Origin of the sequence: Roseibium salinum (genome assembly GCF_026240905.1) — a bacterium.
Taxonomy (GTDB): Bacteria; Pseudomonadota; Alphaproteobacteria; order Rhizobiales; family Stappiaceae; genus Roseibium; species Roseibium salinum.
In genome coordinates this window covers 4365526-4390155 of sequence record NZ_JAPEVI010000003.1, presented here as the reverse complement: position 1 = coordinate 4390155, position 24630 = coordinate 4365526, and the positions used below count along the sequence as shown (strand labels likewise).

At 64.2% G+C, this 24630-nt stretch carries 22 protein-coding genes and 1 pseudogene; 14 read left to right on the top strand and 9 right to left on the bottom strand.

Annotated features, from left to right (window positions below):
• Positions 1–141: 141 nt before the first annotated feature.
• From ON753_RS24955 to ON753_RS24945, 3 genes are read right to left on the bottom strand one after another with little or no spacing between them, the layout of a single operon-like run.
• A complete protein-coding gene (locus tag ON753_RS24955; RefSeq protein ID WP_265966605.1) occupies positions 142–1215 on the bottom strand; it encodes an ABC transporter substrate-binding protein in 1074 nt (357 codons plus the stop codon).
• Entirely contained in the window at positions 1212–2609 is a 1398-nt protein-coding gene (locus ON753_RS24950) for a sensor histidine kinase (protein ID WP_265966603.1), read from the bottom strand. The genes ON753_RS24955 and ON753_RS24950 overlap by 4 nt, the downstream gene beginning before the upstream one ends.
• Positions 2602–3273 (bottom strand): response regulator transcription factor, encoded by a 672-nt coding sequence (locus ON753_RS24945; RefSeq protein ID WP_265966601.1) that lies wholly within the window; start codon positions 3271–3273, stop codon positions 2602–2604. The genes ON753_RS24950 and ON753_RS24945 overlap by 8 nt, the downstream gene beginning before the upstream one ends.
• A gap of 204 nt (positions 3274–3477) precedes the next feature.
• Here ON753_RS24945 and ON753_RS24940 point away from each other — a divergent pair, with 204 nt between their 5' ends.
• The 3 genes from ON753_RS24940 to ON753_RS24930 all read left to right on the top strand — a co-directional run bounded on the left by ON753_RS24940 (position 3478) and on the right by ON753_RS24930 (position 6707).
• Positions 3478–4467 (top strand): Bug family tripartite tricarboxylate transporter substrate binding protein, encoded by a 990-nt coding sequence (locus ON753_RS24940; protein ID WP_265966599.1) that lies wholly within the window; start codon positions 3478–3480, stop codon positions 4465–4467.
• Between the two features lie 254 nt (positions 4468–4721).
• The gene (locus tag ON753_RS24935; RefSeq protein WP_265966598.1) at positions 4722–5153 is read left to right on the top strand and encodes a tripartite tricarboxylate transporter TctB family protein; all 432 of its coding nucleotides are present in this window, start codon (positions 4722–4724) and stop codon (positions 5151–5153) included.
• A gap of 12 nt (positions 5154–5165) precedes the next feature.
• Positions 5166–6707 carry a tripartite tricarboxylate transporter permease gene (locus tag ON753_RS24930; protein ID WP_265966596.1) on the top strand — a complete coding sequence of 514 codons (1542 nt, stop codon included), beginning with the start codon at positions 5166–5168 and terminating at the stop codon, positions 6705–6707.
• A 77-nt stretch (positions 6708–6784) separates the two neighbouring features.
• Here the strand turns inward: ON753_RS24930 and ON753_RS24925 are convergent, their stop codons facing one another.
• On the bottom strand, positions 6785–7486 hold the full coding sequence (locus tag ON753_RS24925) for a GntR family transcriptional regulator (protein ID WP_265966594.1): 702 nt from the start codon (positions 7484–7486) through the stop codon (positions 6785–6787).
• A gap of 16 nt (positions 7487–7502) precedes the next feature.
• Positions 7503–8882 (bottom strand): formimidoylglutamate deiminase, encoded by a 1380-nt coding sequence (locus ON753_RS24920; protein WP_265966592.1) that lies wholly within the window; start codon positions 8880–8882, stop codon positions 7503–7505.
• An 81-nt stretch (positions 8883–8963) separates the two neighbouring features.
• Here ON753_RS24920 and hutI point away from each other — a divergent pair.
• From hutI to ON753_RS24860, 11 genes and pseudogenes are all read left to right on the top strand, one after another.
• A pseudogene (gene hutI / locus ON753_RS24915) lies at positions 8964–10168 on the top strand (imidazolonepropionase).
• On the top strand, positions 10165–11721 hold the full coding sequence (gene hutH / locus ON753_RS24905) for a histidine ammonia-lyase (protein WP_265966591.1): 1557 nt from the start codon (positions 10165–10167) through the stop codon (positions 11719–11721). The pseudogene hutI and the gene hutH overlap by 4 nt, the downstream one beginning before the upstream one ends.
• Entirely contained in the window at positions 11708–12523 is an 816-nt protein-coding gene (gene hutG / locus ON753_RS24900) for an N-formylglutamate deformylase (protein WP_265966589.1), read from the top strand. The genes hutH and hutG overlap by 14 nt, the downstream gene beginning before the upstream one ends.
• A 63-nt stretch (positions 12524–12586) precedes the next feature.
• Positions 12587–13054 (top strand): hypothetical protein, encoded by a 468-nt coding sequence (locus tag ON753_RS24895; RefSeq protein WP_265966587.1) that lies wholly within the window; start codon positions 12587–12589, stop codon positions 13052–13054.
• 39 nt (positions 13055–13093) lie between these two features.
• Positions 13094–14770, top strand: coding sequence for a urocanate hydratase (hutU, locus tag ON753_RS24890; RefSeq protein WP_265966585.1), 1677 nt, complete (start codon positions 13094–13096; stop codon positions 14768–14770).
• A gap of 46 nt (positions 14771–14816) precedes the next feature.
• A complete protein-coding gene (locus tag ON753_RS24885) occupies positions 14817–15914 on the top strand; it encodes a TRAP transporter substrate-binding protein (protein ID WP_265966583.1) in 1098 nt (365 codons plus the stop codon).
• Between the two features lie 232 nt (positions 15915–16146).
• Complete coding sequence (locus tag ON753_RS24880; RefSeq protein WP_265966581.1) at positions 16147–16650, top strand: TRAP transporter small permease subunit; 504 nt, start codon at positions 16147–16149, stop codon at positions 16648–16650.
• Positions 16647–18197 carry a TRAP transporter large permease gene (locus ON753_RS24875; RefSeq protein WP_265966579.1) on the top strand — a complete coding sequence of 517 codons (1551 nt, stop codon included), beginning with the start codon at positions 16647–16649 and terminating at the stop codon, positions 18195–18197. The genes ON753_RS24880 and ON753_RS24875 overlap by 4 nt, the downstream gene beginning before the upstream one ends.
• 446 nt (positions 18198–18643) lie before the next feature.
• Positions 18644–19351 (top strand): ABC transporter permease, encoded by a 708-nt coding sequence (locus tag ON753_RS24870; protein WP_265966578.1) that lies wholly within the window; start codon positions 18644–18646, stop codon positions 19349–19351.
• Positions 19344–20156, top strand: coding sequence for an ATP-binding cassette domain-containing protein (locus ON753_RS24865; RefSeq protein WP_265966577.1), 813 nt, complete (start codon positions 19344–19346; stop codon positions 20154–20156). Before ON753_RS24870 ends, ON753_RS24865 begins: the two co-directional genes overlap by 8 nt.
• Before the next feature lie 16 nt (positions 20157–20172).
• Positions 20173–20997, top strand: a complete 825-nt coding sequence (locus tag ON753_RS24860) for an ABC transporter substrate-binding protein (RefSeq protein ID WP_265966575.1) — start codon at positions 20173–20175, stop codon at positions 20995–20997.
• Between the two features lie 167 nt (positions 20998–21164).
• Here the strand turns inward: ON753_RS24860 and ON753_RS24855 are convergent, their stop codons facing one another.
• From ON753_RS24855 to fdh3B, 4 genes are all read right to left on the bottom strand, one after another.
• Entirely contained in the window at positions 21165–21293 is a 129-nt protein-coding gene (locus ON753_RS24855; protein WP_265966573.1) for a hypothetical protein, read from the bottom strand.
• Positions 21290–22693: a c-type cytochrome gene (locus tag ON753_RS24850; RefSeq protein WP_265966572.1), complete on the bottom strand. Its 1404-nt coding sequence runs from the start codon at positions 22691–22693 to the stop codon at positions 21290–21292. The genes ON753_RS24855 and ON753_RS24850 overlap by 4 nt, the downstream gene beginning before the upstream one ends.
• A gap of 12 nt (positions 22694–22705) precedes the next feature.
• On the bottom strand, positions 22706–23905 hold the full coding sequence (locus ON753_RS24845; RefSeq protein ID WP_265966570.1) for a formate dehydrogenase subunit gamma: 1200 nt from the start codon (positions 23903–23905) through the stop codon (positions 22706–22708).
• A gap of 131 nt (positions 23906–24036) precedes the next feature.
• Positions 24037–24630: a formate dehydrogenase FDH3 subunit beta gene (fdh3B, locus tag ON753_RS24840; RefSeq protein WP_265966568.1), complete on the bottom strand. Its 594-nt coding sequence runs from the start codon at positions 24628–24630 to the stop codon at positions 24037–24039.

Below are 24630 nucleotides of genomic sequence, written 5' to 3'. Positions count from 1 at the left end.
CAGCGCAGAGCCGGGGCCTACTCGCTGGCCCACTTGCCGAAGCGGATGATGGACTTGCAGGCAGGCCCTCCGTGCCCGGCCATAGAACTCTCATGAAGTGGGTACGCGCCGGCGCGCCACCAAAACCCACTCCCTGCCCTCTCATGGTGCCGGAAAGGTTGTCCGCCAGCGTCTCAGGAAGGCGTCCCGGGTCATTGCGTCGAGGGCCACCATGAGCGAGGGGGAGAGATCGATCGGGCGCAGTGCTGTCGGGCTCAGGCCTTCGCCCTCGGTGCCTTCCTCCGTTTCCAGCAGGGGGCTGATCAGCAACGCCTTCTGCAGCTCGAACGTTCCTTCCGGCGACAGCAGGAAATCCAGAAACTCCTTGGCCGGTAGTTTATTCTTTGCCTGTTTCGGGATCATCAGGGCGCGCGACAGGACCAGCGTGTAGTCGGAGGGCAGGACGATGCCGATCCGCTCGTCGCGCTGCTGGAAATCCTGGGCATAGGAGCCGAGCACGTTATAGGCCATCAGATAGCGGCCTTCGGCGACGCCCTGGATGATTTCCGCCGAACAACAGGTGGAAACGGTCCGCGACCTGCCGAAGGATTCCTGCAAGGCACCGAAGGTCGACGCTTCCTGGGCATCGGCAAAGGCAAACAGGTAGCCGAGCCCCGACTCCTCGATGTCGTAGGTCGCGATCCGTCCCGCATAGGGCGTGTCGAACGGCCTGAGAAGATCAAGCAGGTCGAAGCGTGTCCGGGGGACATCGCCGGGCGGAACCAGATCCCGATTATAGACGATGACGGCAGGCTCGCGGGTGATTCCCCACAGCTCGTCCCGCCAACTGAGCGCGTCGGGCAGCTGCCCTGTGAGCCGCGAGCGGTAGGGGGCGGCGCAGGCTTCGTTGACCAGCCGCACCATCTGGTGGACGGCCGAACTGACGACGATATCGGCCCCTGTCGCCCCGTCGTGACACTCGGTGCGGGTCAGTTCGTAGAGGTCGTTCGACCCCCACTGCTCGAAGCGCAGCCGGATATCCGGTCTCGATTTCAGGAAAGCTTCCACCACGGGGCCGAAAACGGCAATGTCGGTCGTCGACCTCAGCAGAACCGTCTGCCGCGCGTTTTCCGAGCCGAACGTCTCGATGATTTCCTGAGCCGCGCAAAGACCGCCGGACAGGAGGAATACGGCACATGCGAAAAGGCCGCGGAATGGTGCCGCAAGCATCCTCATGAAGCTTTCTCCGCAAGGGCTTCGAAGACCAGTGCCGCCCGGAACCGGTTCTCGGAGGTGTTTTCCAGGACGAGGTTTCCGCCAAAGGAAACGGCCACCGAATGGGCGATGGCCAGACCGAGCCCCGATCCGGTCTGGCGGGAAAGGACGCCCTTGTTGAACCGCGCGCCGATCCCGGCCAGGATCTCCTCCCCCGGTCCGCTGCCCGAATCCTCAACCCAGATGGCCGCCTTGCCCTTCTCGAGGGACGCACCGACCCGGACGGGAGACCGGCCGTAGCGGAGCGCGTTGCCCAAAAGGTTCTTCAGCGCCTCTTTCAGGGACAGCTCGTCCGCCAGGACCCTGACGGGAACCTCGCCGATCTCCAGCATCACATCCGTGTCCGGGTAAAGAACCGCATGATCGCCTTCCTCGAACAGATCGAGGGCAATGTCGCGCAGATCCACCCGTTCGCGCCGGGCACTGTCGCCACGATGGATCACAAGCGCCTGGGCCAGCATCTGATCCAGCAACCTTCCGAGGCTGCCGGTCCGGGTCTGGAGCCGTTCGACGATCTTTTCCTTGCGGCCCAGATCCGTTTCCTCCGAAAAAAGATCCGCCTGAGCCCGCAGCGCCGCGACGGGCGTCCTGAGCTGATGGGCGGTGTCGGAAATCAGGTGGCGCATGGAATTCATCTGCCGGTCGAGCCGCGCCATGAAACCGTTCAGCGCGTGGATCATCACGGCCGTTTCCCGGGGAACGGCGGTATCGACGGGCGTCAGGTCATGGGGATCGCGGGCGGACAGTCCTCCGGCGATCTTCTCCAGAGGTCTCAGAACCGATCTGACCACCAGCGCGGCCAGCAGCGCCATCGCAAGTCCGGATGCCGCCAACACGAAGAGCGCGTTGCGGGTGATCTCGTAGGCCATGGCATTGCGGGCGAGCAGGGTCTGTCCGACCACCACCTTCACCGTGCCGTTCAAGGTCCGCTCGGCGAAGCGGCGGGGCACGACGGCGAAACGGGCGGGCTCGCCGAAAAAGCTGCCGTCGAAGAAACCTTCGTCGAAGTCCCGACGGCCGGACGGCAAGGCGATTTCGTCATATCCGGTCAGGGTCTCGCCGTCCGGCCCGATGATCCGGTAGCCGATCCGGTCGTCCGGCGCGAATTCCAGAAGCTCGAAGGCAGGCACGGGGAGATTGATTGCCGGCCTGCCGTCCCGCACGGTGATCGCCGATGCGATGTCGTTTGCCGCCCCCAGCAGCAGCCTGTCATAGGCGCTTCGGGCGGCTTCCCGGCCATAGGCAAAGGCGGCAATGGAGACGATCACGCCGCCGATCACCAGAAGCAGCGCCATCCCCAGGGCGACACGGGCCTTGAGCGATGTGGTCTCCAACCTGCGGGCAAAATCAGGCATCGGCGTCCAGCTTGTAGCCGAGCCCCCGCTGGGTCTCGATCCGGATCGAGCTGCCAGCGAGCTTTTTGCGCAGGCGCGCAACGTAGAGTTCCAGCGCGTTCATGCTGACATCGGTGTCGTCAAAGCTGAAAATGCCCTCGAACAGCCGCTCCTTGCTGACCGTCCGGCCCCGGTTGCGGATCAGGATCTCCAGAAGCGAGAACTCCCGTCGTGTCAGGTTGATCGGACTGTCCTCCAGCCTGACCACGCGGGCGGAGGCGTTGAACGTCAGGTTGCCAAGTGTCAGTTCCTCGGCCTTGTCCCCTTGTTCCCTGCGGTAGAGCGCCCGGATGCGGGCTTCCAGTTCCCTGTGGTCGAACGGTTTGACGAGATAATCGTCCGCTCCCGAATTCAGCGACGAGACGCGATCGTCCACGGAAAATTCGGCCGTCAGCATCAGGACCGGCGTCCGGTCGCCTCTCGACCGCATTTCCTTCAGAAGCTCGGTCCCGAGCCCGTCCGGCAGGTTGATGTCCAGAACGATCACGTCATAGTGCTGCACCCCGATACAGGCGCGCGCCTGTTCCAGCGTCCGGGCCAGATCGCAGGCGATCCCCGACCGGTCCAGGCGGATCATGATCGCTTCGGCCATGTCAAAGGTGTCTTCAACGAGCAACAGGCGCAACGCTATATTCCTCCCCCTCCTTTCCTTTGCCCCGCATTTTGCTTCCATGCAAGCGTCCCGGCACATTGCCGGCCCGCGTGACAGGTTGATGACAGGGTTTGTCGCTAGGCTTGCCTGACATCCGTTGGGAGGGATCGCGGTCTTCTGCGGCACAACGGATCTCAAAGGCTCACCAAAAGCCTCATCATGTGGAGGAAACACATCATGGCATTGAAAACGACCCGTCTCCTGCTGGCGGCCGCCTTCCTTGGCGCATCCGCATTCAGCGTCTCAGCTCAGGATTACAAGCCGGAAAATCCGGAATGTATCGCGCCGGCCAACCCGGGCGGCGGCTGGGACTTCACCTGCCGTCAGGTCGGCAAGACCCTGCAGGATCTCAAACTCATCGACACGACCATGCAGGTCGTAAACCTGGCAGGCGGCGGCGGCGGCGTGGCCTATGCCGAAGTGGTCAACAAGCGCAACGACAGCAACGACCTGATCGTCGCGGCTTCCACCGCGACCGCGACCCGTCTCGCCCAGGGCGCCTATCCGGGCAACACCATGGATCAGGTCCGCTGGGTCGCCACCGTGGGTGCTGACTACGGCGTGATTGCCGTTGCGGCCGACAGCCCGATCAACACGCTGCCCGAACTGCTCGACCAGATGAAGTCCGATCCGGCTTCCATCTCCGTCGCAGGCGGCTCGGCGGTCGGTGGCTGGGACCACCTGAAAGTGCTGATCGCCGCGAATGCCTACGGCATCGAGGACGTCCGCACCATCAAGTACATCGCCTTCGACGGCGGCGGCGAAGCCGTCACCCAGCTTCTGGCCGGCTCGGTCCAGGCCTTCACGGGCGATCTTTCCGAAGCCAAGGGCTTCGTGGACAGCGGCGACATCAAGGTGATCGCGGTTCTCTCTCCGGAGCGTCTGGACGGCGAATTCGCCGACTTCCCGACCGCCAAGGAACAGGGCATCGACGCCATCGGCGCAAACTGGCGCGGCTTCTACGCTCCGGGCAACATGTCCGACGAGGCCTACAACAGCTGGGTCAGCATGATCGCTGAACTCTATGCCAGCGACCAGTGGAAAGGCGTGATGGCCGCCAACGGCCTGGCCCCGCTCGACCTGCAGGGCGAAGAGTTCGAGCAGTTCGTCTCGGAGTCCGTGGCGAAGATCCAGGACATCTCGAAAGAAATCGGCATCATCAAGTAAGGCTGCCGTCTTCGGTTCGGAGGGCACAGCCGATGTGCCCTCCGCATTCTGACTAAGCCGCTCCGTGGAGCGGCGCTTCGGCAAGAGGGCCGCAGGTTTGCCCCTCAGATCAGGCCCATGTCTTTCCTCCAGGTGAGGATCATGGCGCCGCCGGCTGTCAGAAACTCGCGTGGCACAGTGAGACGTGCCTCTTTCGATAGATCCGTTTCAGGCGGCTACCCCACCAGGTAACGACCGCTTGCTGGAAGGTACCCATGAGCGACCGTATTTTTGGCGCGGTCGGGCTGCTCCTTGCACTGGGATACGCCTGGTCTGCCCTTGTCATCGAAGAAAGCTTTCTGTCGGACGCTGTCGGCCCGAAAGCCTTTCCCTATATCATCGCCGCCGTGCTCGCCCTGGCGTCCCTGGCGATCATCCTGAGGCCCGATGCGGCCCCGCACTGGCCCACCCTGCCCCGCCTTCTGGAAGTCGCCGCTGCCATTGTGGTGATGCTCCTTTACGCGAACCTGTTGCCGGTGCTCGGCTTCGTGTTCGCCACGGCGCTTGCGGCAACCTACCTGACCTGGCGCCTCGGCACGGCTCCGATCTCGTCCGCCGTCTCCGGATGCCTGACGTCGGTCGGGATCTATGCGGTCTTCCATCTTGTCCTTGGCCTTTCCCTGGCCAAGGGTCCCCTCGGCTTTTGATCGGAGCGCCCCATGGAAACCTTCTCTTCTCTGGCCGACGGCTTCGTGATCGCCCTCACCTGGCAGAACCTGCTGCTGGCGCTTCTGGGCTGTTTTCTCGGCACCATGATGGGTGCGCTGCCGGGCCTCGGCCCGTCCAACGGCGTTGCCATCCTGATCCCGCTCGCCTTCACGCTCGGGCTCGGCGCCACGCCGTCCCTGATCCTGCTGACGTCCGTCTATTACGGCGCCATGTACGGGGGGCGTATCTCATCGATCCTCTTGAACATTCCCGGTGACGAGCCGGCCATGATGACCTGTCTGGACGGGTATCCGATGGCCCAGCAGGGCCGGGCGGGAGAGGCCCTGTCGCTGTCGGGCATTGCCTCCTTCGTCGGCGCGTTCCTGGCCACCTGGGGCCTGATCCTGCTGGCCCCGCAGCTGGTCAAGATCGCTCTGCTGTTCGGGCCGGCCGAATACTTCGCCCTCTTCACCCTCGCCTTCGCGACCCTCGGCGGCGTGGCCTCCTCCAACCAGGCCAAGACCGCCTTCGCGGCCGCGCTCGGCATCGGCCTTGCCACGGTCGGCGTCGATACCCAGACCGGTGTGCCGCGCTTCACTTTCGGCGAAGTGCATCTTTACGACGGCATCGACTTCCTCGTCGCCATCGTCGGCCTCTTTGCCCTGTCCGAAGTGTTCCTTTTCCTGGAGCACCGCCACGGCGACTCGGATGCCAAGGGCAGCAAGGTGGTCATCGGCCGCCTGATGCCGAGCTGGGCGGTGGTGAAGTCCTGCATCCCGACCATGCTGCGCACGAGCTTCCTGGGCTTCCTCGCGGGCGTCCTGCCGGGCGCCGGCGCCTCGCTCGGCTCGTTTATCGCCTACACGTTCGAAAAGAAGCTGGTGGACAAGGAAGGCACGTTCGGCAAGGGCGACCCGCGCGGCGTCGCAGCCCCCGAGGCCGGCAACAACGCGGCCGCCGGCGGCGCTCTGGTGCCCATGCTCGCGCTCGGCGTGCCGGGCTCCGGCACCACGGCCGTCCTTCTCGCCGTCCTGCTGGCCCTCAACATCACGCCCGGCCCGCTGCTGTTCACGCAGCAGCCGGAAGTGGTCTGGGGCCTGATCGCGGCGCTGTTCATCGCCAACTTCATGCTGCTGGCCATGAACATCCCGATGATCGGCCTGTTCACCCGCGTCCTGCTGATCCCGCCGCGCATCCTGATGCCGATCGTCGCGATGGTCAGCTTCGTCGGGATCTACGGCATCTCCGGCTCGACCTTCGACCTGATGGTGATGGTGGGCTTCGGCGTCATGGGCTGGGTCTTGCGCAAGCTCGACGTGCCGCTCGTCCCGATCATTCTGGGAACCCTGCTCGGCAACGCGATGGAGAACAACCTGCGCCGCGCCATCACCATCAGGAACGGCGACTGGACCGCCCTGATCGACAGCCCGCTCTCCATCGGCCTGTGGAGTCTTGCCGCCATCGGCTTCATCCTGCCGATCGTCGTCGGCAGGTTCGTCAAGGCACGCATGCGCCGCATGGCCAAGGACGAGGAAGGGTCGATCGTCGATTAGGCTCCGGCCGTTTATCCGCGAATATCGGCCGCCCCTCGCAAGGGGGCGGCTTTTTCCTGCCCGCAGGCCGCCCGGCCTCAAATCTCCGTCCGCATCCGGTAGCCGGGCGCGAAGATCAGGCGGACATGGGTGATGGGAACGCCCCCCGCCCAGGTGATGCGCTCGATAGCGAACAGGGCGGTCCCGGGGGTGGTATCGAGCTTGCGCGACAGGGTTTCGTCGGCATTCAGCGCGAAGAGGGAAATATCTCCGTGGCTGTAGGGCGCGTTGTGCACCAGCCACTCGTTGGCGCTGATCCTGGCGAATGTCTCCTCGCGCGCGGTCGGTGCCGCTTCCAGGTTGATGTACCGCTCTTCGAACGCATAGGGCCGATCATCGGCGAAATGCAGCGTTTTCAGGAACAATACGTCCGCGCCGAGAGAGACCTGGAAGGCGCCATGCAGCATTGGCGGCAGGGGTCTCAGGTCCCGTTCCAGGAGGCTGTGACGGTATTTGCGGCCAAGAGCCTCCACTTCCTCGCGGATGATCGGAATGGTCAGCGTCGCCCGCTGGGGCGGATTGAGCGCGACGCGCGTTCCCGCCCGGCGCTTGCGCACGACGAGACCGCTTTCGGCCAGGTCCCGCAGGGCGCGGTTGACGGTCGTGCGGGCGCAGCCGAATTCCTCGGCGAGATCCGCTTCATGGGGGATCCGCTCGCCCGGCTGCCAGATCCGGTCGTGAATCCGGCGCAGAAGTTCGGTGCGAATGCCGGTCCAGGAATTTGTATCGGTTACCGTCAACTTTCAATCAATCCCGTTAAAGACGCGCGCGAAGCGAGGCGATGACAGCCCTGTAGCCGGCCCGGATGGCGTCGCCTTTTACATGGTTTCCATCCGAAACAACATGCCGCCCCGCAGACCAGACGTCGGAAACCATCCGGTCGTCGCCCGCGAACAGGTAGGCATCGAGGATTTCATCGCCCTGCCGGCCTCCCAGGTCGATCGCCGTGCCATCAAGGGCAAGAAGATCGGCATGGCGGCCCTCGGCTATGGAGCCGGACGCCCGTCCCGTCGCCTGTGTACCGCCCTGGACCGCCCCCTCGAACAGCACCCGGCCGGTGGATTTTTCCGGCGTTGCCACCGAGGCGCGGCACTTGTCGCGCAGCCGCTGGGAGTATTCCAGGGTCCTGAGTTCCTCCGACAGCGAGATCCGGATGTTGGAATCCGAGCCGATGCCGAAGCGGCCGCCTTGCGCCAGGTATTCGACCCCGTCGAAGATACCGTCCCCGAGGCTCGACTCGGTGATCGGGCAAAGTCCCGCGACAGCGCCCGTCGCGGCAAGCCCCTGCGTCTCTGCCGGGGTCATCTGCGTGCAGTGGATCAGGCACCAGTTTTCCTGGGCCCGATGATTGGCAAGCAGCCATTCGACAGGGCGCTTGCCCGTCGCCTCCAGCACCTCCTCGACTTCCGCAACCTGCTCGGCCAGATGCATATGCAAGGGTTTGTTGCCGGCAAGCGCTACGGCATTGCCAAGACCTTCCGCGTCGACGGCGCGCAGGGAATGCGGGGCAACGCCGATCACCGCGTCGGCGGGCAGGAATTTCAGGCGTTGTGCAGCCAGTTCGTGGAGCCTGGCGAACCGGTCGAAATCGTTGCCGAACCGGATCTGCCCCGGCGCCAGCGGACGCCTGTCGCAGCCGCCATACTGGTAGAGGACCGGCAGATGGGTGAGGCCGATGCCCGTCTCGCCGGCTGCCGCCATGATCCGGTCCGAGAGTTCGGCAAGGTTGTCATATGGCGTCCCGCCGGGCTGGTGGTGCAGATAGTGGAATTCGCCGACCGCCGCATAGCCGGCTTCCAGCATTTCCATCTGCACGAAGGCGGCGATCGCTTCGACATCCTCCGGCGTCAACGCATCCAGAAAGCGGAACATGATCTGCCGCCAGGTCCAGAAACTGTCGCGGGCCTCGCTGCCGCGCCGCTCGCTCATGCCCGCCATCGCCCGCTGAAAGGCATGGCTGTGCAGGTTGACGGGGGCCGGAAGCAGAATGCCGACGCGTTCGCCTCTGGCGGCGGCATTGCGCTCAACGGCGGAAATCCTGCCGTCCGCGCCCACGGTAACGGCGACATTTTCCGCCCAGCCGTCGGCCAGGAGCGCCTGTTCCGCAAATATGGTCGCGCCAGAAACTGTCGACATGCCGCCTTTTCCTCCGTTGACACGTTAATATGTGCATGCATATTATCCTATAACGCAATCTAATCAAGCCGGAGATGGTCCGTGTCTCAACGCCTCCTCACCAATGCCAGGCTGGCAACCCTCACCGGGAACGGGGAGCCCTATGGCCTGATTGACGGCGGCGCACTGGCGATCGTGGGCGATACGATCGCCTGGATCGGCGAGGCAGCGCACCTTCCCTTCCGCTACTCCGCCCTGCACGCGGAAGACCTCGACGGCCGGCTGGTGACCCCGGGCCTGATCGACTGCCACACCCATGTGGTGTTCGGCGGCGACCGGGCGCGGGAATTCGAAATGCGCTTGCAGGGCGCCACCTATGAGGAAGTGGCCCGGGCCGGCGGCGGCATCGTCTCGACCGTGTCGGCAACCCGCTCCGCCAGCGAAGACGACCTGTTCCAGGCCGCCCTTCCCCGTGTCGATACGCTGATCGGCGAAGGCGTCACCGCCATCGAGATCAAGTCCGGTTACGGGCTCGACAGGGACACCGAACTGCGCATGCTGCGCGCCGCCCGGCGGATCGGCAAGGAGCGGCCGGTCCTCGTCAGGACCAGTTTCCTCGGCGCCCATGCGATCCCGCCCGAATACAAGAACCGGGCCGACGCCTACCTGACGGAAGTCTGCCTGCCGACGCTCGAGGCCGCCCATGCGGAGGGCCTTGTCGATGCGGTCGACGGGTTCTGCGAGGGCATCGCCTTTTCACCGGAGCAGATCGCCCGCGTCTTCGACAAGGCGAAGGAACTTGGCCTGCCGGTGAAACTGCATGCCGAACAGCTTTCCAATCTGGGTGGCGCGGCGCTCGCCGCCTCTTACGGCGCGCTGTCCGCCGATCATCTGGAATATCTCGATGAAGCGGGCATCAAGGCCATGGCGGCAAGCGGCTCGGTGGCCGTGCTCCTGCCCGGCGCCTTCTACACGCTGCGCGAGACGCAACAGCCACCGCTGGATCTCTTGCGCGCCCACAACGTACCGGTCGCCCTGGCGACCGACTGCAATCCGGGCTCTTCCCCCTCGCCTCTTTGCTGCTCACGCTGAACATGGGCTGCACGCTGTTCCGCATGACGCCCGAGGAGGCGCTGGCCGGCGTCACCCGGGAAGCTGCAAGGGCTCTGGGTCTTGACGGCCAGGGCACGCTGGAAGCCGGCAAGCGGGCGGATCTCGCCGTCTGGAACGTCAGTCATCCGGCCGAACTTTCCTACCGGATCGGCTTCAATTCCCTTCACAAGCGCATCTTCGGAGGCTCTGAATGAGCACGCTCATCCTGACGCCGGGCACGGCAAACCTGGCGGATCTGGAACGCATCTACCGGGAAGAGCTTCCCGTGCGTATCGACAGGTCAGCGGAAGCGGCGATCAATCTGGCCGCCGAGCGGGTGGCCGAGGCAGCCCGGGGCAGCGTGGCGGTCTACGGCGTCAACACCGGTTTCGGCAAGCTCGCCAGCGTCAAGATCGCACCGGAGGACACCGAAACCCTGCAGCGCAACCTGATCCTGTCCCATTGCTGCGGTGTCGGCGAGGCCCTCGACCGGACCACCACACGGCTGATGATGGCCCTGAAACTGCTCTCCCTCGGCCGCGGTGCGTCGGGTGTGCGTCTCAAAGTCATGAAGCTGATCGAGGACTGCCTTGAAAAGGGCGTTACCCCCGTCATTCCCGCCCAGGGCTCCGTCGGCGCATCCGGCGACCTTGCCCCGCTCGCGCACATGACCGCCGTGCTGATCGGCGAAGGCGAAGCCGAGTTCGGCGGAGTGCGCATGCCGGGCGGCGAGGCCCTTGCCAAGGCCGGCCTGACGCCGGTCGTCCTCGGACCGAAGGAAGGTCTCGGCCTCATCAACGGCACGCAGTTCTCCACCGCCTGCGCGCTGACCGCCCTCTTCGATGCATGGCGGCTTGCCGAGGCAACGCTGGTGACCGCAAGCCTTTCCACCGACGCCATCATGGGCTCCACCGCCCCGCTCCTGCCGGAGATCCACGAGTTGCGCGGCCATCTCGGCCAGATCGAGGTCGCCCGCGCCATGCGCACGATCATGGAGGGCTCGGAAATCCGCGAGAGCCACCGCGAGGGAGACGTCCGGGTCCAGGATCCCTATTGCATCCGCTGCCAGCCGCAGGTCGCCGGCGCCTGTGTCGACCTGTTGCGCATGGCGGCCAGGACGCTGGAAATCGAGGCAAACGCTGCGACCGACAATCCGCTGGTGCTGATCGATGCGGACCGGATCGTCTCCGGCGGCAATTTCCACGCCGAACCCGTCGCCTTCGCCGCCGACCAGATCGCCCTGGCAATCGCCGAGCTCGGCGCGATCTCGCAGCGCCGGGTGGCGCTGATGGTCGACCCGACCCTGTCCTTCGACCTGCCGCCGTTCCTCGCCAGGGACCCAGGCCTCAATTCAGGCATGATGATCGCGGAAGTCACCACGGCAGCGCTGATGAGCGAGAACAAGCATCTGGCCAATCCCTGCTCGACCGACTCGACGCCGACCAGCGCCAACCAGGAAGACCATGTCTCCATGGCCGCCCACGGCGCGCGCCGCCTCGGCCGCATGATCGCCAATCTTGCGCAGATCCTCGGCGTGGAACTGCTGTGCGGCGCCGAGGGCATCGAGCACCGCGCCCCGCTGAAGACCAGCACACCGCTCCAGTCGGTCATCGCCAGGCTCCGCGAAGCCGTGCCGCCCCTCGACAAGGACCGCTACATGGCGCCGGACCTGGACACGGCCGCCGGCCTGATCCGCTCACGGGCGCTGGTCGCGATCCTTTCCGAAGACTACATGATCGGACTTGGAGGCAGCCATGCAGCCGGTTGAGGTTTATCGCGGGGATAGACCCATCGTCCTTGGCGTTCCCCATGCAGGCACGTTCGTGCCGGACGACATCTGGGCGCGCCTCAACGAGACGGGCCGGAAACTTGCCGATACGGACTGGCATGTGGACCGGCTCTATTCCGGCCTCCTTGCCGGCGCGAGTATGGTGAAGGCCAATTTCCACCGCTACGTGATCGATGCCAACCGGGATCCGCAAGGCGTCAGCCTCTATCCGGGCCAGAACACGACGACGCTCTGCCCGACAACCGATTTCGACGGCCGCCCCATCTATCATGCAGGCACGGAACCGGACGCGGACGAGATCGAAACCCGCCGTCGCACCTGGCACGCGCCCTACCATGAGGCCCTTCAAGCCGAGCTGGAACGGGTGAAGGCGAAGCATGGTATCGCCATCCTCTACGACTGCCATTCCATCCGGTCCGTCGTGCCGTTCCTATTTGACGGCACATTGCCGGACTTCAACACCGGCACCAATAACGGCACCACCTGCGACCCGGAGATCGAGGCCGCCGTCGTGGCCCGCACGGCCGCTGCCGAAGGCTACTCATCCGTTCTGAACGGCCGCTTCAAGGGCGGCTGGACGACGCGCCACTATGGCCGCCCGAGCGAAGGCTTCCACGCCATCCAGATGGAACTGGCGCAAAAGACCCATCTTGCCAGCGAAGACACGCCCTTTGCCTATGACGAGGAAAAGGCCGCCCGCCTTCGCATGCATCTTAAGGCTATCCTGAGCGCGCTGGAAACCATTGCATCTGATCTGCCACGGAGAGCTGAACAGACATGATGGCAACACCTTTGGCTGCAAATGAAGTGTCTTGGACTATTTCAGCGATTAAGGCATTACGTCATGTCTCTCCTGCGTCTTGCAGCGCGCGCACTCCCCTACTTCTTGCTTGTGCTGTTGAACCTCGTGGCTCTCTTAATCTCAGCCGTTGCACTCGATGGCTGCTCAAAGTGCCCCATAGACAGCAACCAAGAACGCTGGTCGTTCGGCTACAGTGCATTTTGGGTCTTGCTGGTTCCAGCCCTCTTTCTGCTCTTCTGGATAGGATTGAAAGCTTACTACTGCCGACGAGAGAGGAAGTTGCTTGCCACACTTCTGATATTGGCCGTCGCGGGAATTTTCTTCTATTTCGGGATATGGCTCGAATTGTTGGGCATCGCATTGAAATGCGGCGAAGACTGCTTGCCAGCAGATCCCCTGAGCAGCACGTTTCTCGCGATTTCGGACTACCTGACTATCCCGGGGCTACTAGGCCTGGGCAGCGGATTCATCTGGTTCAAATGGACTCAACGAACCTTGCGGGACCGCTGAAACACCAAACAAAACAACAACCCAACCTGGGAGCGAACGATGGTTGATCGCCGTCACAATGCCCGCGACGTCTTTCCGCCGACGGGTACGCAGCTCAATGCGAAATCCTGGCTGACCGAAGCCCCGTTGCGCATGCTGATGAACAACCTTCATCCGGATGTCGCCGAAAATCCGCATGAGCTGGTCGTCTATGGCGGCATCGGCCGCGCCGCCCGCACGTGGGAGGATTTCGACCGCATCGTTGCCAGCCTCAAGCAGCTGGAAGATGACGAGACCCTGCTGGTCCAGTCCGGCAAGCCGGTCGGCGTTTTCCGCACCCACAAGGACGCGCCGCGCGTGCTGATCGCCAATTCCAACCTGGTGCCGAACTGGGCGACCTGGGACCATTTCCACGAGCTCGACAAGAAGGGCCTGGCCATGTACGGCCAGATGACCGCCGGCTCGTGGATCTATATCGGCACGCAGGGCATCGTTCAGGGCACCTATGAAACCTTCATGGAAGCCGGCCGCCGCCATTATGACGGCAACCTCAACGGCCGCTGGATCCTGACCGGCGGTCTCGGCGGCATGGGCGGCGCCCAGCCGCTGGCGGCCGTCATGGCCGGTGCCTGCTGCCTGGCAGTCGAGTGCGACGAGAAGAGCGCCGACTTCCGCCTGCGCACCCGTTATGTCGACGAAAAGACCCACTCTCTCGACGAAGCGCTGGAGATGATCGGCCGCTGGACCAAGGCCGGCGAGGCGAAATCCGTTGCCCTGATCGGCAACGCGGCCGACGTCTTCCCGGAGCTGGTCAGGCGCGGCGTCAAGCCGGATATCGTCACCGACCAGACCTCCGCACACGACCCGGTCAACGGCTACCTGCCCCAGGGCTGGACCGTGGCCGAATGGCGCGCCAGGGCGGAAACCGACCCGAAGGCGGTGGAAAAAGCCGCCCGCGCCTCCATGAAAGTGCATGTCGCGGCGATGGTCGACTTCTGGAACCAGGGCGTTCCGACCCTCGACTACGGCAACAACATCCGCCAGGTGGCGCTGGAAGAGGGCCTCGAAAACGCCTTCGCCTTCCCGGGCTTCGTGCCGGCCTATATCCGCCCGCTGTTCTGCCGGGGCATCGGCCCGTTCCGCTGGTGCGCCCTTTCCGGCGACCCGGAGGATATCTACAGGACCGACGCCAAGGTGAAGGAACTGATCCCTGACGATCCGCACCTGCACAACTGGCTGGACATGGCCAGGGAACGCATATCCTTCCAGGGCCTGCCGGCGCGCATCTGCTGGGTCGGCCTCGGCCAGCGCCACCGCCTCGGCCTTGCCTTCAACGAGATGGTTCGGAGCGGTGAGCTGAAGGCACCGATCGTGATCGGCCGCGATCACCTCGACAGCGGCTCAGTCGCCTCGCCCAACCGCGAGACCGAGGCGATGCAGGACGGCTCGGATGCCGTCTCCGACTGGCCGCTGCTGAACGCTCTCCTGAACACCGCCTCCGGCGCGACCTGGGTGTCGCTGCACCATGGCGGCGGCGTCGGCATGGGCTTCTCCCAGCATTCGGGCATGGTCATCTGCTGCGACGGCACGGAAGACGCCGACCGCCGCATCGAACGCGTGCTTTGGAACGACCCGGCCACCGGCGTGATGCGTCACGCCGATGCCGGTTACGAGATCGCGCTGGAATGCGCGAAAGAACAGGGGCTGAACCTGCCGGCAATCCTGAAGAGCAACTAAAATGGCAGGACGCTCCGGACCGCAACCTGACAAGAGGGAACCAGTTATGAAAAGACGTGATTTTCTGAAAGCCGGTGCCACCGGCACCGTCGCCGCCGCGGCCTCCACTCTGGCGGCTCCCGCCATCGCGCAGGACGTGCGCCAGTGGCGCATGGTCACCGCTTGGCCGAAGAACCTGCCCGGCCCGGGCGTCGCCGCCCAGATGCTTGCGGACCGCATCACCGCGCTGTCCGGCGGCCGTATCGAGGTCAAGCTGTTCGCGGCCGGTGAAATCGTTCCCGGCAACGGCGTCTTCGACGCGGTCGGCGAGGGAACGGCCGAGCTCTATCACGCCGTTCCGGCCTATTGGGGCTCCAAGTCCAAGGGCATCCTGCTGTTCGGCTCCCAGCCCTTCGGCCTGACGGCGCCGGAACAGGCCGGCTGGATGATCCATGGCGGCGGCCAGGCGCTTTATGACGAGATCTACGCGCGCTTCAACCTGAAGCCGTTCCTGTGCGGCAATTCCGGTCCGCAATGGGCCGGCTGGTTCCGCAACGAGATCACCAGCGTGGACGACCTGAAGGGCCTGAAGTTCCGCTCCACCGGTCTGGCCTCCGAAATGTGCACCAAGCTGGGCATGGCGGTACAGGCCATGAGCGGCCCGGCCATGTTCCAGGCGCTGCAGTCCGGCGCACTGGATGCCGGCGAATTCATCGGCCCGTGGACGGACAGCGCACTCGGCTACTACCAGATCGCCAAGAACTACTACTGGCCCGGTGTCGGCGAGCCGTCTTCGGCGGAAGAATGCGCGGTCAACCTGAGCGCCTATGAGGACCTGCCGGACGACCTGAAGGAAGCCGTGCAGCGCGCCTGCGCCAGCCTCTACAACGACGTCCTCACCGAGTACAACACCAGGCACGCCCAGGCCCTGACCCAGCTGGTCAGCGAACACGACGTGAAGGTGCGCAAGCTGCCCGACGACGTCATGGTCGCCATGGGCAACGCGGCCGGCGAAGTGATCGAGGACCTGCGCGCCAGCGACGACGAGCTGGTCAAGCGCATCACCGAAAGCTTCCTCGCCTACCGGAAGCTGATGACGGACTACATGCCCTATGCGGACAACGGCCAGATGAACGCCCGGCAGCTTGATTATCAGTACGGCTGATCGAGCGACCAATATCGGGGAAGGGAGCGTCTCCCTTCCCTTTTCAGCGACAGAAATCCTATCCTCCCCTCAACCTCATCCTGAGGAAGCGCGATAGCGCTGTCTCGAAGGATGGGCCGCCTTCCGGGGAGCACGCTGACCATCCTTCGAGACGGGCCTTCGGCCCTCCTCAGGATGAGGCCGGTGAGTTCGGCATGTGGCGGAAGAGATAAACCAGGCAGGGAAAACCGCGATGGAAAGACTGGCAGGTGCGCTGGAGCGCGTCAATTCGGTAATCGGCAACACGCTCTGCTGGGCGGCGCTCGCCATGCTGTTGCTGCAGTTCGTGATCGTGCTGCTGCGCTACGTCTTCGGCTACAGCTTCATATTCCTCGATGAGGGCGTGCTCTATTTCCACGCGGCCATCTTCATGCTCGGAGCCGGCTACACTTTTCTGGTCAATGCCCATGTGAGAGTGGACATCTTCTATGCCAAGTGCAGCGAACGCGTCCAGGCCCGGATCGATCTCTTCGGGCACCTGTTCCTGCTCACGCCGGCGCTCGTCGTGCTGATCTGGTTTTCCTGGCCCTATGTGCGCGGCAGCTGGTCGATCCTGGAAGGGCCGATTTCCGTCGGCGGCATTCCCGCCTCCTTCCTGCTGAAGTCCCTTATTCCCGCCTATTGCGTGCTGCTGCTCGTCCAGGGCCTGGCGGCACTGATCCGCGACATCCAGCGCCTGAAAGGCACGCCGGCATGAGCCTGCCCCTCGATCTCATCATGTTCGGCGCGCTGATCGCCTTCATCCTGCTCGGCTATCCGGTTGCCTTCACGATCGCCGGGGTCGCCACGGGCTTTGCGCTTCTCGGCTGGATGCTGGGCGACTTCAACATCCAGCTGATGGGCGCCATGGGTCAGCGCTTCTTCGGCGTGCTCATCAACCCGGTGCTGACAGCCATTCCGCTCTTCGTGCTGATGGGCGTTGTCCTTGAAAAAAGCCGCATCGCCGAAGACCTCCTGGAAACCATGGGTCGCCTGTTCGGGCGCATGAACGGCGGTCTCGGCGTTTCGGTGATGCTGGTCGGCGCGCTGCTCGCCGCCTCCACCGGCATTGTCGGCGCGACGGTGGTTGCCATGGGCCTGATCGCCCTGCCCACCATGTTGCGCAACGGCTATGATCCGAAGCTCGCCTCCGGCATGGTCTGCACCGCGGGCACGCTCGGCCAGATCATTCCGCCCTCGACGCTGCTGATCATCCTGGCGGACGTCATGTCGAACGCCTTCCAGCAGGCGCAATACGCGCAGGGCAAGTTCACCATCGAAACCATCTCGGTCGGCCAGACCTTTGCCGCGGCGATGATCCCGGGCCTGCTGCTGGTCATCGTCTACTGCGCCTATATCGTCGGCCGGGCGTTCCTGTTTCCCGGCGACGCCCCGGCCATGAAGGAGCATGTCGACAAGCCCTCGGCCGGGGAGATCGCCGGAGCCATCGTCCCGCCGATCCTGCTGATCTTCGCCGTTCTCGGCTCGATCCTCGGCGGCATCGCCTCGCCGAACGAGGCCGCCTCGGTCGGCGCCGTCGGTGCCATCCTGCTCGCCGGACGCCGCCTGGGCGTCTCCACAAGGCTTGTTCTGCTTGCGACCATCGCGCTCCTCGGTCTGGCCGTCGCTGCAACGCTCCTGCCCGTGCGGCCGCAGCGCTCCGACATTTCATTGGCCGGTTACGTTCTCGCAGCAGTCTATGCCGGCCTTGCGGTCTTTGCACTCGGCGTGATCCTGCACATCCTCAAGGTCGCCTTCAGGGACGGCGTCCTGAAAGCCTCTCTCCTGTCGACGCTCACCGTCACCTCTATGATCTTCGCAACCATCCTGATGGCCAGCTTCTTCTCCCTGGTCTTTGTCGGCCTCGGCGGCGAGGAGCGGGTTCACGACATCCTGCAGGAAATGCCCGGCGGCCCGACCGGCGCGCTGATCTTCGCCATGCTGTTCGTCTTCGTGCTCGGCTTCTTTCTGGATTTCGTCGAGATATCGGTGATCCTGCTGCCCGTGCTGATCCCGCCGCTCATCCTGATGGGCATCGACCCGATCTGGCTGACGGTGCTGATCGCCATCAATCTGCAGACATCCTTCCTCACTCCGCCCTTTGGCTTCTCGCTGTTCTACCTGCGCGGCGCGGCGCCAAAGGAAATCACCACCGGGCAGATCTATCGCGGTGTCGCCCCCTTCATCCTTTTGCAGATCGTGGCCGTGGGCATCCTCTGGTTCTTCCCCTTCTTCGCCACATGGCTGCCGCGGACGCTCTACTAGAAATGAAACGTCGGGAGGTTGCTCATGTGAACTCCCGGCCAGAATCACACGCACACCCTCATCCTGACGAGCCGCGCCAGCGGCGTCTCGAAGGACAGGCGGCATACTCAAGAGCCAGCTGCCCATCCTTCGAGACAGCGCTCCGCGCTTCCTCAGGATGAGGTGTTTGCTGTAGCCAGGGCCGTTCATGCGCGTCCTGCGACCGGAGCTCTGACCTCGTCCTCCCGGACGCAGCGAAGCGGAGATCCGGGATCGGAGAGCCGTAAGCGTTACGGGCTCAGGCCGACAGGCTCCTGGCTCGCGCCTGGCCGGGAGGGCGACGGAAAGGAGCCGCCCGTTTCAGTGTCCTGCGTCCGTGCCGCTTTTTTGACGAATCTCGCCGTTCAGCGATTGGATTCTTGTGCGTTTTACGTTATTTTTTCCCGTAGCGGGGAGGAATGACAGGAATGAGCAGTTTCTGGGATGCGCTTGGCGGGGCTTTCGGGCTTGTCGTAGCGCTGGATCCGGACCTGATGGAAATCATCGGCCTGTCGATGCAGGTCACCTTGACCGCTGTGCTTTTCGCCTGCCTGATCGGCCTGCCGCTTGGTGCTGCCGTCGGCACCTTCCACTTTCCGGGCCGCAGCCTTGTGGCCGTCATCCTGAACGCGCTGATGGGCCTGCCGCCCGTCGTCGTCGGACTGCTCGTCTACCTGCTTCTGTCGGCCTCCGGCCCGCTTGCCCCGCTCCGCCTGCTCTATACGCCGGCGGCCATGGTCATCGCGCAGGTGATCCTGGTGACACCGATCGTGGCAGCGCTCACCCGGCAGGTCATCGAGGATCTCAACCGCGAATATTCCGAGCAGTTCGCCTCCATGGGTGTCGGACGGCTGGACCGCATGACCGCCATGCTCTGGGACGCGCGCTACAGCCTGCTGACGGTGGCGCTGGCCGGTTTCGGCCGGGCGGTGGCGGAAGTCGGCGCCGTGATCATCGTCGGCGGCAACATCAATCACGTCACACGGGTGATGACCACGACCATTGCCCTTGAAACCTCCAAGGGCAACCTGCAGCTCGCGCTGGCGCTCGGCGTCATCCTCCTCCTGATCGCCTTTGCCGTGAACTCCTGCGTCATGGCCCTGCGCGCCTCCGCCGTGAGGGCTGCCTATGCGTGACGCCGCGTTCGACATGACCGCCAGCCCCTCCACCTTGCCGCAGCCAAACGGCGGCGAGCCGCTTCTGGATGTGCGCGACCTTCGCTTCTCCGCCGGCGGCGAACAGCTGCTCAAGGGTGTCGACCTGACGATCAGGAAAGGCTCCCGGACGCTGATCATGGGGCCCAACGGCGCCGGCAAGAGCCTGCTGCTGCGCCTGATGCACGGCCTGCTGCAGCCCGAGCATGGGCGTATTTTCTGGCAGGGCGCGCCAATGGGCCGCCAGGCCAGGCTTGCCCAGGCCATGGTGTTCCAGCGCCCGGTTCTCCTGCGCCGCTCCGTTCTGGCAAACCTCAAGTTCGCGCTCTCCGTGCGCGGTCTCAGCGGCAAGGCCCGCGCCGGCAGGATCGAAACCGCCCTTGCCACGGCCGGGCTCAGCCATCTTGCGCGCCGGCCGGCCCGGGTTCTGTCCGGGGGCGAACAGCAGCGCCTTTCCCTCGTCCGGGCACTCGCCTGCGAACCGGAGCTTCTGTTCCTGGACGAGCCGACGGCAAATCTCGATCCCGCATCGACTGTGGCAATCGAAAATCTGGTGCTGGAGGCAAATGCCCGCGGCATCACCATCGTCCTGGTCACCCACGATGCCGGACAGGCCAAACGCCTTGGTGAAGAGGTCGTCTTCCTGCAGGACGGCCAGGTGGCCGAGAAGGGACCGGCCGGCGAGGTTCTGACCAATCCGCAAAGCGAGCCCGTGCGGGCCTGGCGGGACGGCCGCATTTATCTGGGTCCCAATACCCGAACGATACGGGACCATGCCTCATTGTAACTCGGGAGCAAAAACATTGATCAGAAGAACTTTCCTGGCACTCGCTGCCGCCCTGGCCATGACCGCCTTTGCCGGTCAGGTGACATTTGCCCAAGACAAATTCATTATTGTCCAGTCGACGACCTCAACGCAGAATTCCGGCCTGTTCGACTATCTGCTGCCGATCTTCACCGACAAGACCGGCATCGAGGTGCGGGTGGTGGCCGTCGGCACCGGCCAGGCCATCAAGAATGCCGCCAATGGCGACGGCGACGTCCTTTTCGTCCATTCCAAACCGTCGGAAGAAAAATTCGTCGCCGACGGTCTCGGCGTCTCGCGGGCGGACGTGATGTATAACGACTTCGTCATCGTCGGCCCTACTTCGGATCCCGCGGGCGTTGCCGGGTCGGAGGATGTGGTCGCCTCACTGAAGAAGATCGCCGAAGCCAAGGCTCCTTTCGCGTCCCGCGGCGACGACAGCGGAACCCACAAGGCGGAACTGCGCCTCTGGAAAGCCGCGGGTATCGATCCGAGCGAAGCCTCCGGCGACTGGTACAGCGAAACCGGCTCGGGCATGGGCGCAACGCTCAATGCCGGCACCGGCATGGGGGCCTATGTGCTGACCGACCGCGCAACCTGGATCTCCTTCGGCAACAAGGGCGATTTCGAGGTGCTCGTGGAAGGCGATCCGGTCCTGTTCAACCAGTATGGGGTCATCCTAGTGAACCCGCAGGTGCATGAGCACGTGAAGGCGGAGATGGGCCAGGAATTCATCGACTGGCTGCTGTCCGACGAAGGCCAGAGCGCCATTGCCGACTACAAGGTCGACGGCCAGCAGCTGTTTTTCCCGAATGCGGGGTGATGCAGTGCCTCTTCTACTGAGGTCATCCCCGATCGAGTCGGGGATGACCGCCCAGGGCGGTCTCCAGAGCGTCTGTATCAACGGCAGGCCGGTTCGCCGGCCGCAGCCGCGCCGGTTCACGCTTGGCCCTTTTGCCCCGTCGAGGAAGGTGCTTGCGTGAACTTCGGTCACTCGCCCAAGCGCACCGACGAACTGCTTGTCCGCTCGGCGCTGGAAAAGCCCAGATGGTCCAGAACCTGATTGGCCCCGACCGCAATCACGATGATTGCGGCAAAGGCAATGAGCATCGCTTTCATTGCACCCCTCCAGAGGTCGCGGATTTCAGATAGTCGATCAGGTCAGCCCGGTCGCCGTCGCGCACGATCCGCTGCATCGGCATTTTCGAGCCCGGGATGAAGTGATCCGGTCCGTCCAGAAAAAGCTGATCGATGGTTTCTTCCGACCAGATGATAGCAGATCCGGTCAGGGTCTCCGAATAGGGATAACCGGGCAGCGTTCCGGCCCGGCGCCCGAAGATGTTGTAAAGCGTCGGCCCGGCCTTGCGCCCGCCATCGGCCGACAGCGCATGGCAGATGGAGCATTTGCGCGCGAACTGGCGCTCGCCATTGGACATGTCTTCCGGCTTCCTGAGGAATTGCGGCGTTTCGGTCGCCATCGGCTCGAAATCGGCCAGATCCGCCAGCGGCCAGGAATAGACGATGTTTTCGATACCGCCGGCATGAAGCACGGTGCCGTCCCTCGAGAAGGCCAGCGCCCAGATCGGCCCCTTCAGGGCAGCACGAAAATCGGTTTCGATTTCCCAGGAGCCGGTTTTGACGACGGTGATGAAACCATGACCGTCACCGGTCGCCAGCCTGGAACCGTCCGGGCTGACGGCGAGGGCCAGGATCGGCCGCCGCTCGAAGGCAAAATCGTGCAGCCGGTCGCCGCTGCCGATATCGACAATACGGGTGACACCGTCCTGCGATCCGTAGGCAAGCCAGGTGTCCGTGTCGCCCTCACCGCCGATGGCCATCACGTTGATGCCGAAGCCGTTCCTGTCGATGACCCGTTGCTCGGATCGTTTGCTCAGGTCCCAGAGCTTGATGGAGCCATCCACGGATGCCGAAAAGAGCCGCCCGCCATCGCGGGAAAACGCCACCGCATTGACGCCTGCCGTGTGGCCGCCGAGGAAGACGGGATCGCCGCCGCCGGCGGGCCACAGGCCCACGCGCGCGTCCCAGCTTGCGCTGGCGATGACCGACCTGTCCGGTGAGACCGCCAGTCCCACGACCTTGGCGGTATGGCCTTCAAGGCGTTTGGAGGATCCGCTCTCAAGATCCCACAAAATGAGGGAATTGTCGTCTCCGGCGGAGACGGCTCGCCTTGCGTCGATGAACTTGACGACATTCACGGCCGCCGCATGCCCCTCCAGCCAGCGCGGCGTCCGCCCCTGCCAGAGACCGACCGAATTGTCGAAGCTTGCACTTGCCACGGCGCCGCTCTCAAGTGAAACGTCGATATCCATGATCGGGCCGCCATGGCCCTTGAGGGTCTGAAAGTCGCCGGCGACCGCAGGCAGCGCGCAGAGTGTGGAAATCGCAACAACGGCAACCCGGCCGAGGCGCCACGCGGACAGGTGCCGCCCTGCGAAAACCCGGGCCGGGCTCACGCAGAACGAAGAGATGATCCGAAACCGGAGGGGCTCCACAGGCATGTCCGGCCGGCCCTATTCGGCGGGAACCGCGTGTTTGCTATCCGCGTCCTTCCGGGCTTCCTCGATTTCCTCGACCCAAAGGCCGTGGTGCTCTTTTGCCCATTGCAGTTCCACTTCGCCGGAGCCCATGGCGTCATAGGCGCCTTCCATGCCGATCGTGCCGATATAGATATGGGCCAGGATCAGCGCCATCATCACGAAAGCGACGATCGCGTGCCAAAGCTGCGCATATTGCATTTCCTCGTGCGGCGCGAGCTGCTCAGGCAGGTAGCCCAGGCCGACCAGCTGCGGCAGGCCGGTGGCATTCAGCATCTCGAAGGTCCCGGCGAACATCGGGAACTCGAAGGGAAACAGCAGCGAAATGCCGGACGCGGAAATCGAGACGCCGAGCAGGATGACGCCCCAGAACACCAGCTTCTGGCCGAAATTGAATTTTTTCGCCGGCGGATGGACACCCTTCTTGAACAGGCCTCCGCCGACTGCGATCCATTTGAGGTCGGTCTTGTTGGGGATGTTGTGGATCACCCACATGACGAACACCATCACCAGTCCGATCATGAACGGCCAGGCGACGTTGTTGTGGATCCACTTGGATGCCAGCGCCGCCGGCGCAAAGGCTTCCCGGCCGATGAGCGGGATCAGCGCGATGCGGCCGAACAGGGTGAGAAGCCCCGTAAGCCCGAGCACGATGAAGGACCCGGCGAGCAGCCAGTGGCCGAACCGTTCGATGGCCTTGAAGCGGGTGATCGTCCGGCCGGTCTTGCGGCCGTCGATCCGGATGCGGCCGCGCAGCAGATAGAACAGCGCCAGAAGCACGATCGTCCCACCGAGCAGATAGGCGCCGTAGGTTGCCAGCGGCCCCTTGCGCCAGGCCAGCCAGCGCATGCCGCCGTCCTGGATGAGCACCGTTGCCGGCTCGCCGCCGGCGGACACCGTGATGTCGGCGGATCCGTAGCGCAGGGCCCGCCAGAGTTCGGGATCGGACACGCCGCCGAGGGTGCCAAGCTGCGATGAGATTGCCGCGGCCGAATCCGGATCGCCCGTATTTCCGCGGCGGAAATCGGAATCCACCTTCTCGCCGCGCTGGCGCTTCAGGATATCTTCCAATGTCTGCGCACCGCCGGTCGCGGCACGTTCACTGGTCTGGTCCTGCGCCAAAGCCGGGGCGAGGAAGGTGAAGAGAACGACAAGTGCCAATACCAGGCGCTTCATGACCGGATCCTCTTGTGTCACTGGAGACGAGCGGGGCGGCATACCGCCGCCCCGCTTGCGCGCTGTGTGATAACGAACGGCGGATGAGAGACGGCTACGGCCTGGCCGCGACCATCTCCCCGATCCCTCGATCAGCCGCCCTTCTGGCTGTAGGCGGTGCCCCAGCCCCAGGCGCCCGAGCCGAAGCCGCGGGCAACCACGCGCTCGCGGTAAATGGCCGACACGACGTCGCCATCCCCCGCCAGCAGGGCCTTGGTGGAACACATTTCCGCGCAGAGCGGCAGCTTGCCTTCCGCGATGCGGTTGCGTCCGTATTTGGAATACTCCGCATTGGAGTTGTTTTCTTCCGGACCACCTGCACAGAAGGTGCACTTGTCCATCTTGCCGCGCGATCCGAAATTGCCCGCCTGCGGGAATTGCGGTGCGCCGAACGGACAGGCGTAGAAGCAGTAGCCGCAGCCAATGCACAGGTCCTTGGAATGGAGGACCACGCCTTCTTCGGTCTGGTAGAAACAGTCGACCGGGCACACCGCCATGCAGGGCGCGTCCGAGCAGTGCATGCAGGCGACCGAGATCGACCGTTCGCCCGGCTTGCCATCGCTGATGGTCACCACCCGGCGGCGGTTGATGCCCCAGGGCACCTCATGCTCGTTCTTGCATGCCGTGACGCAGGCATTGCACTCAATGCAGCGTTCGGCGTCACAAAGGAACTTTGATCTTGCCAT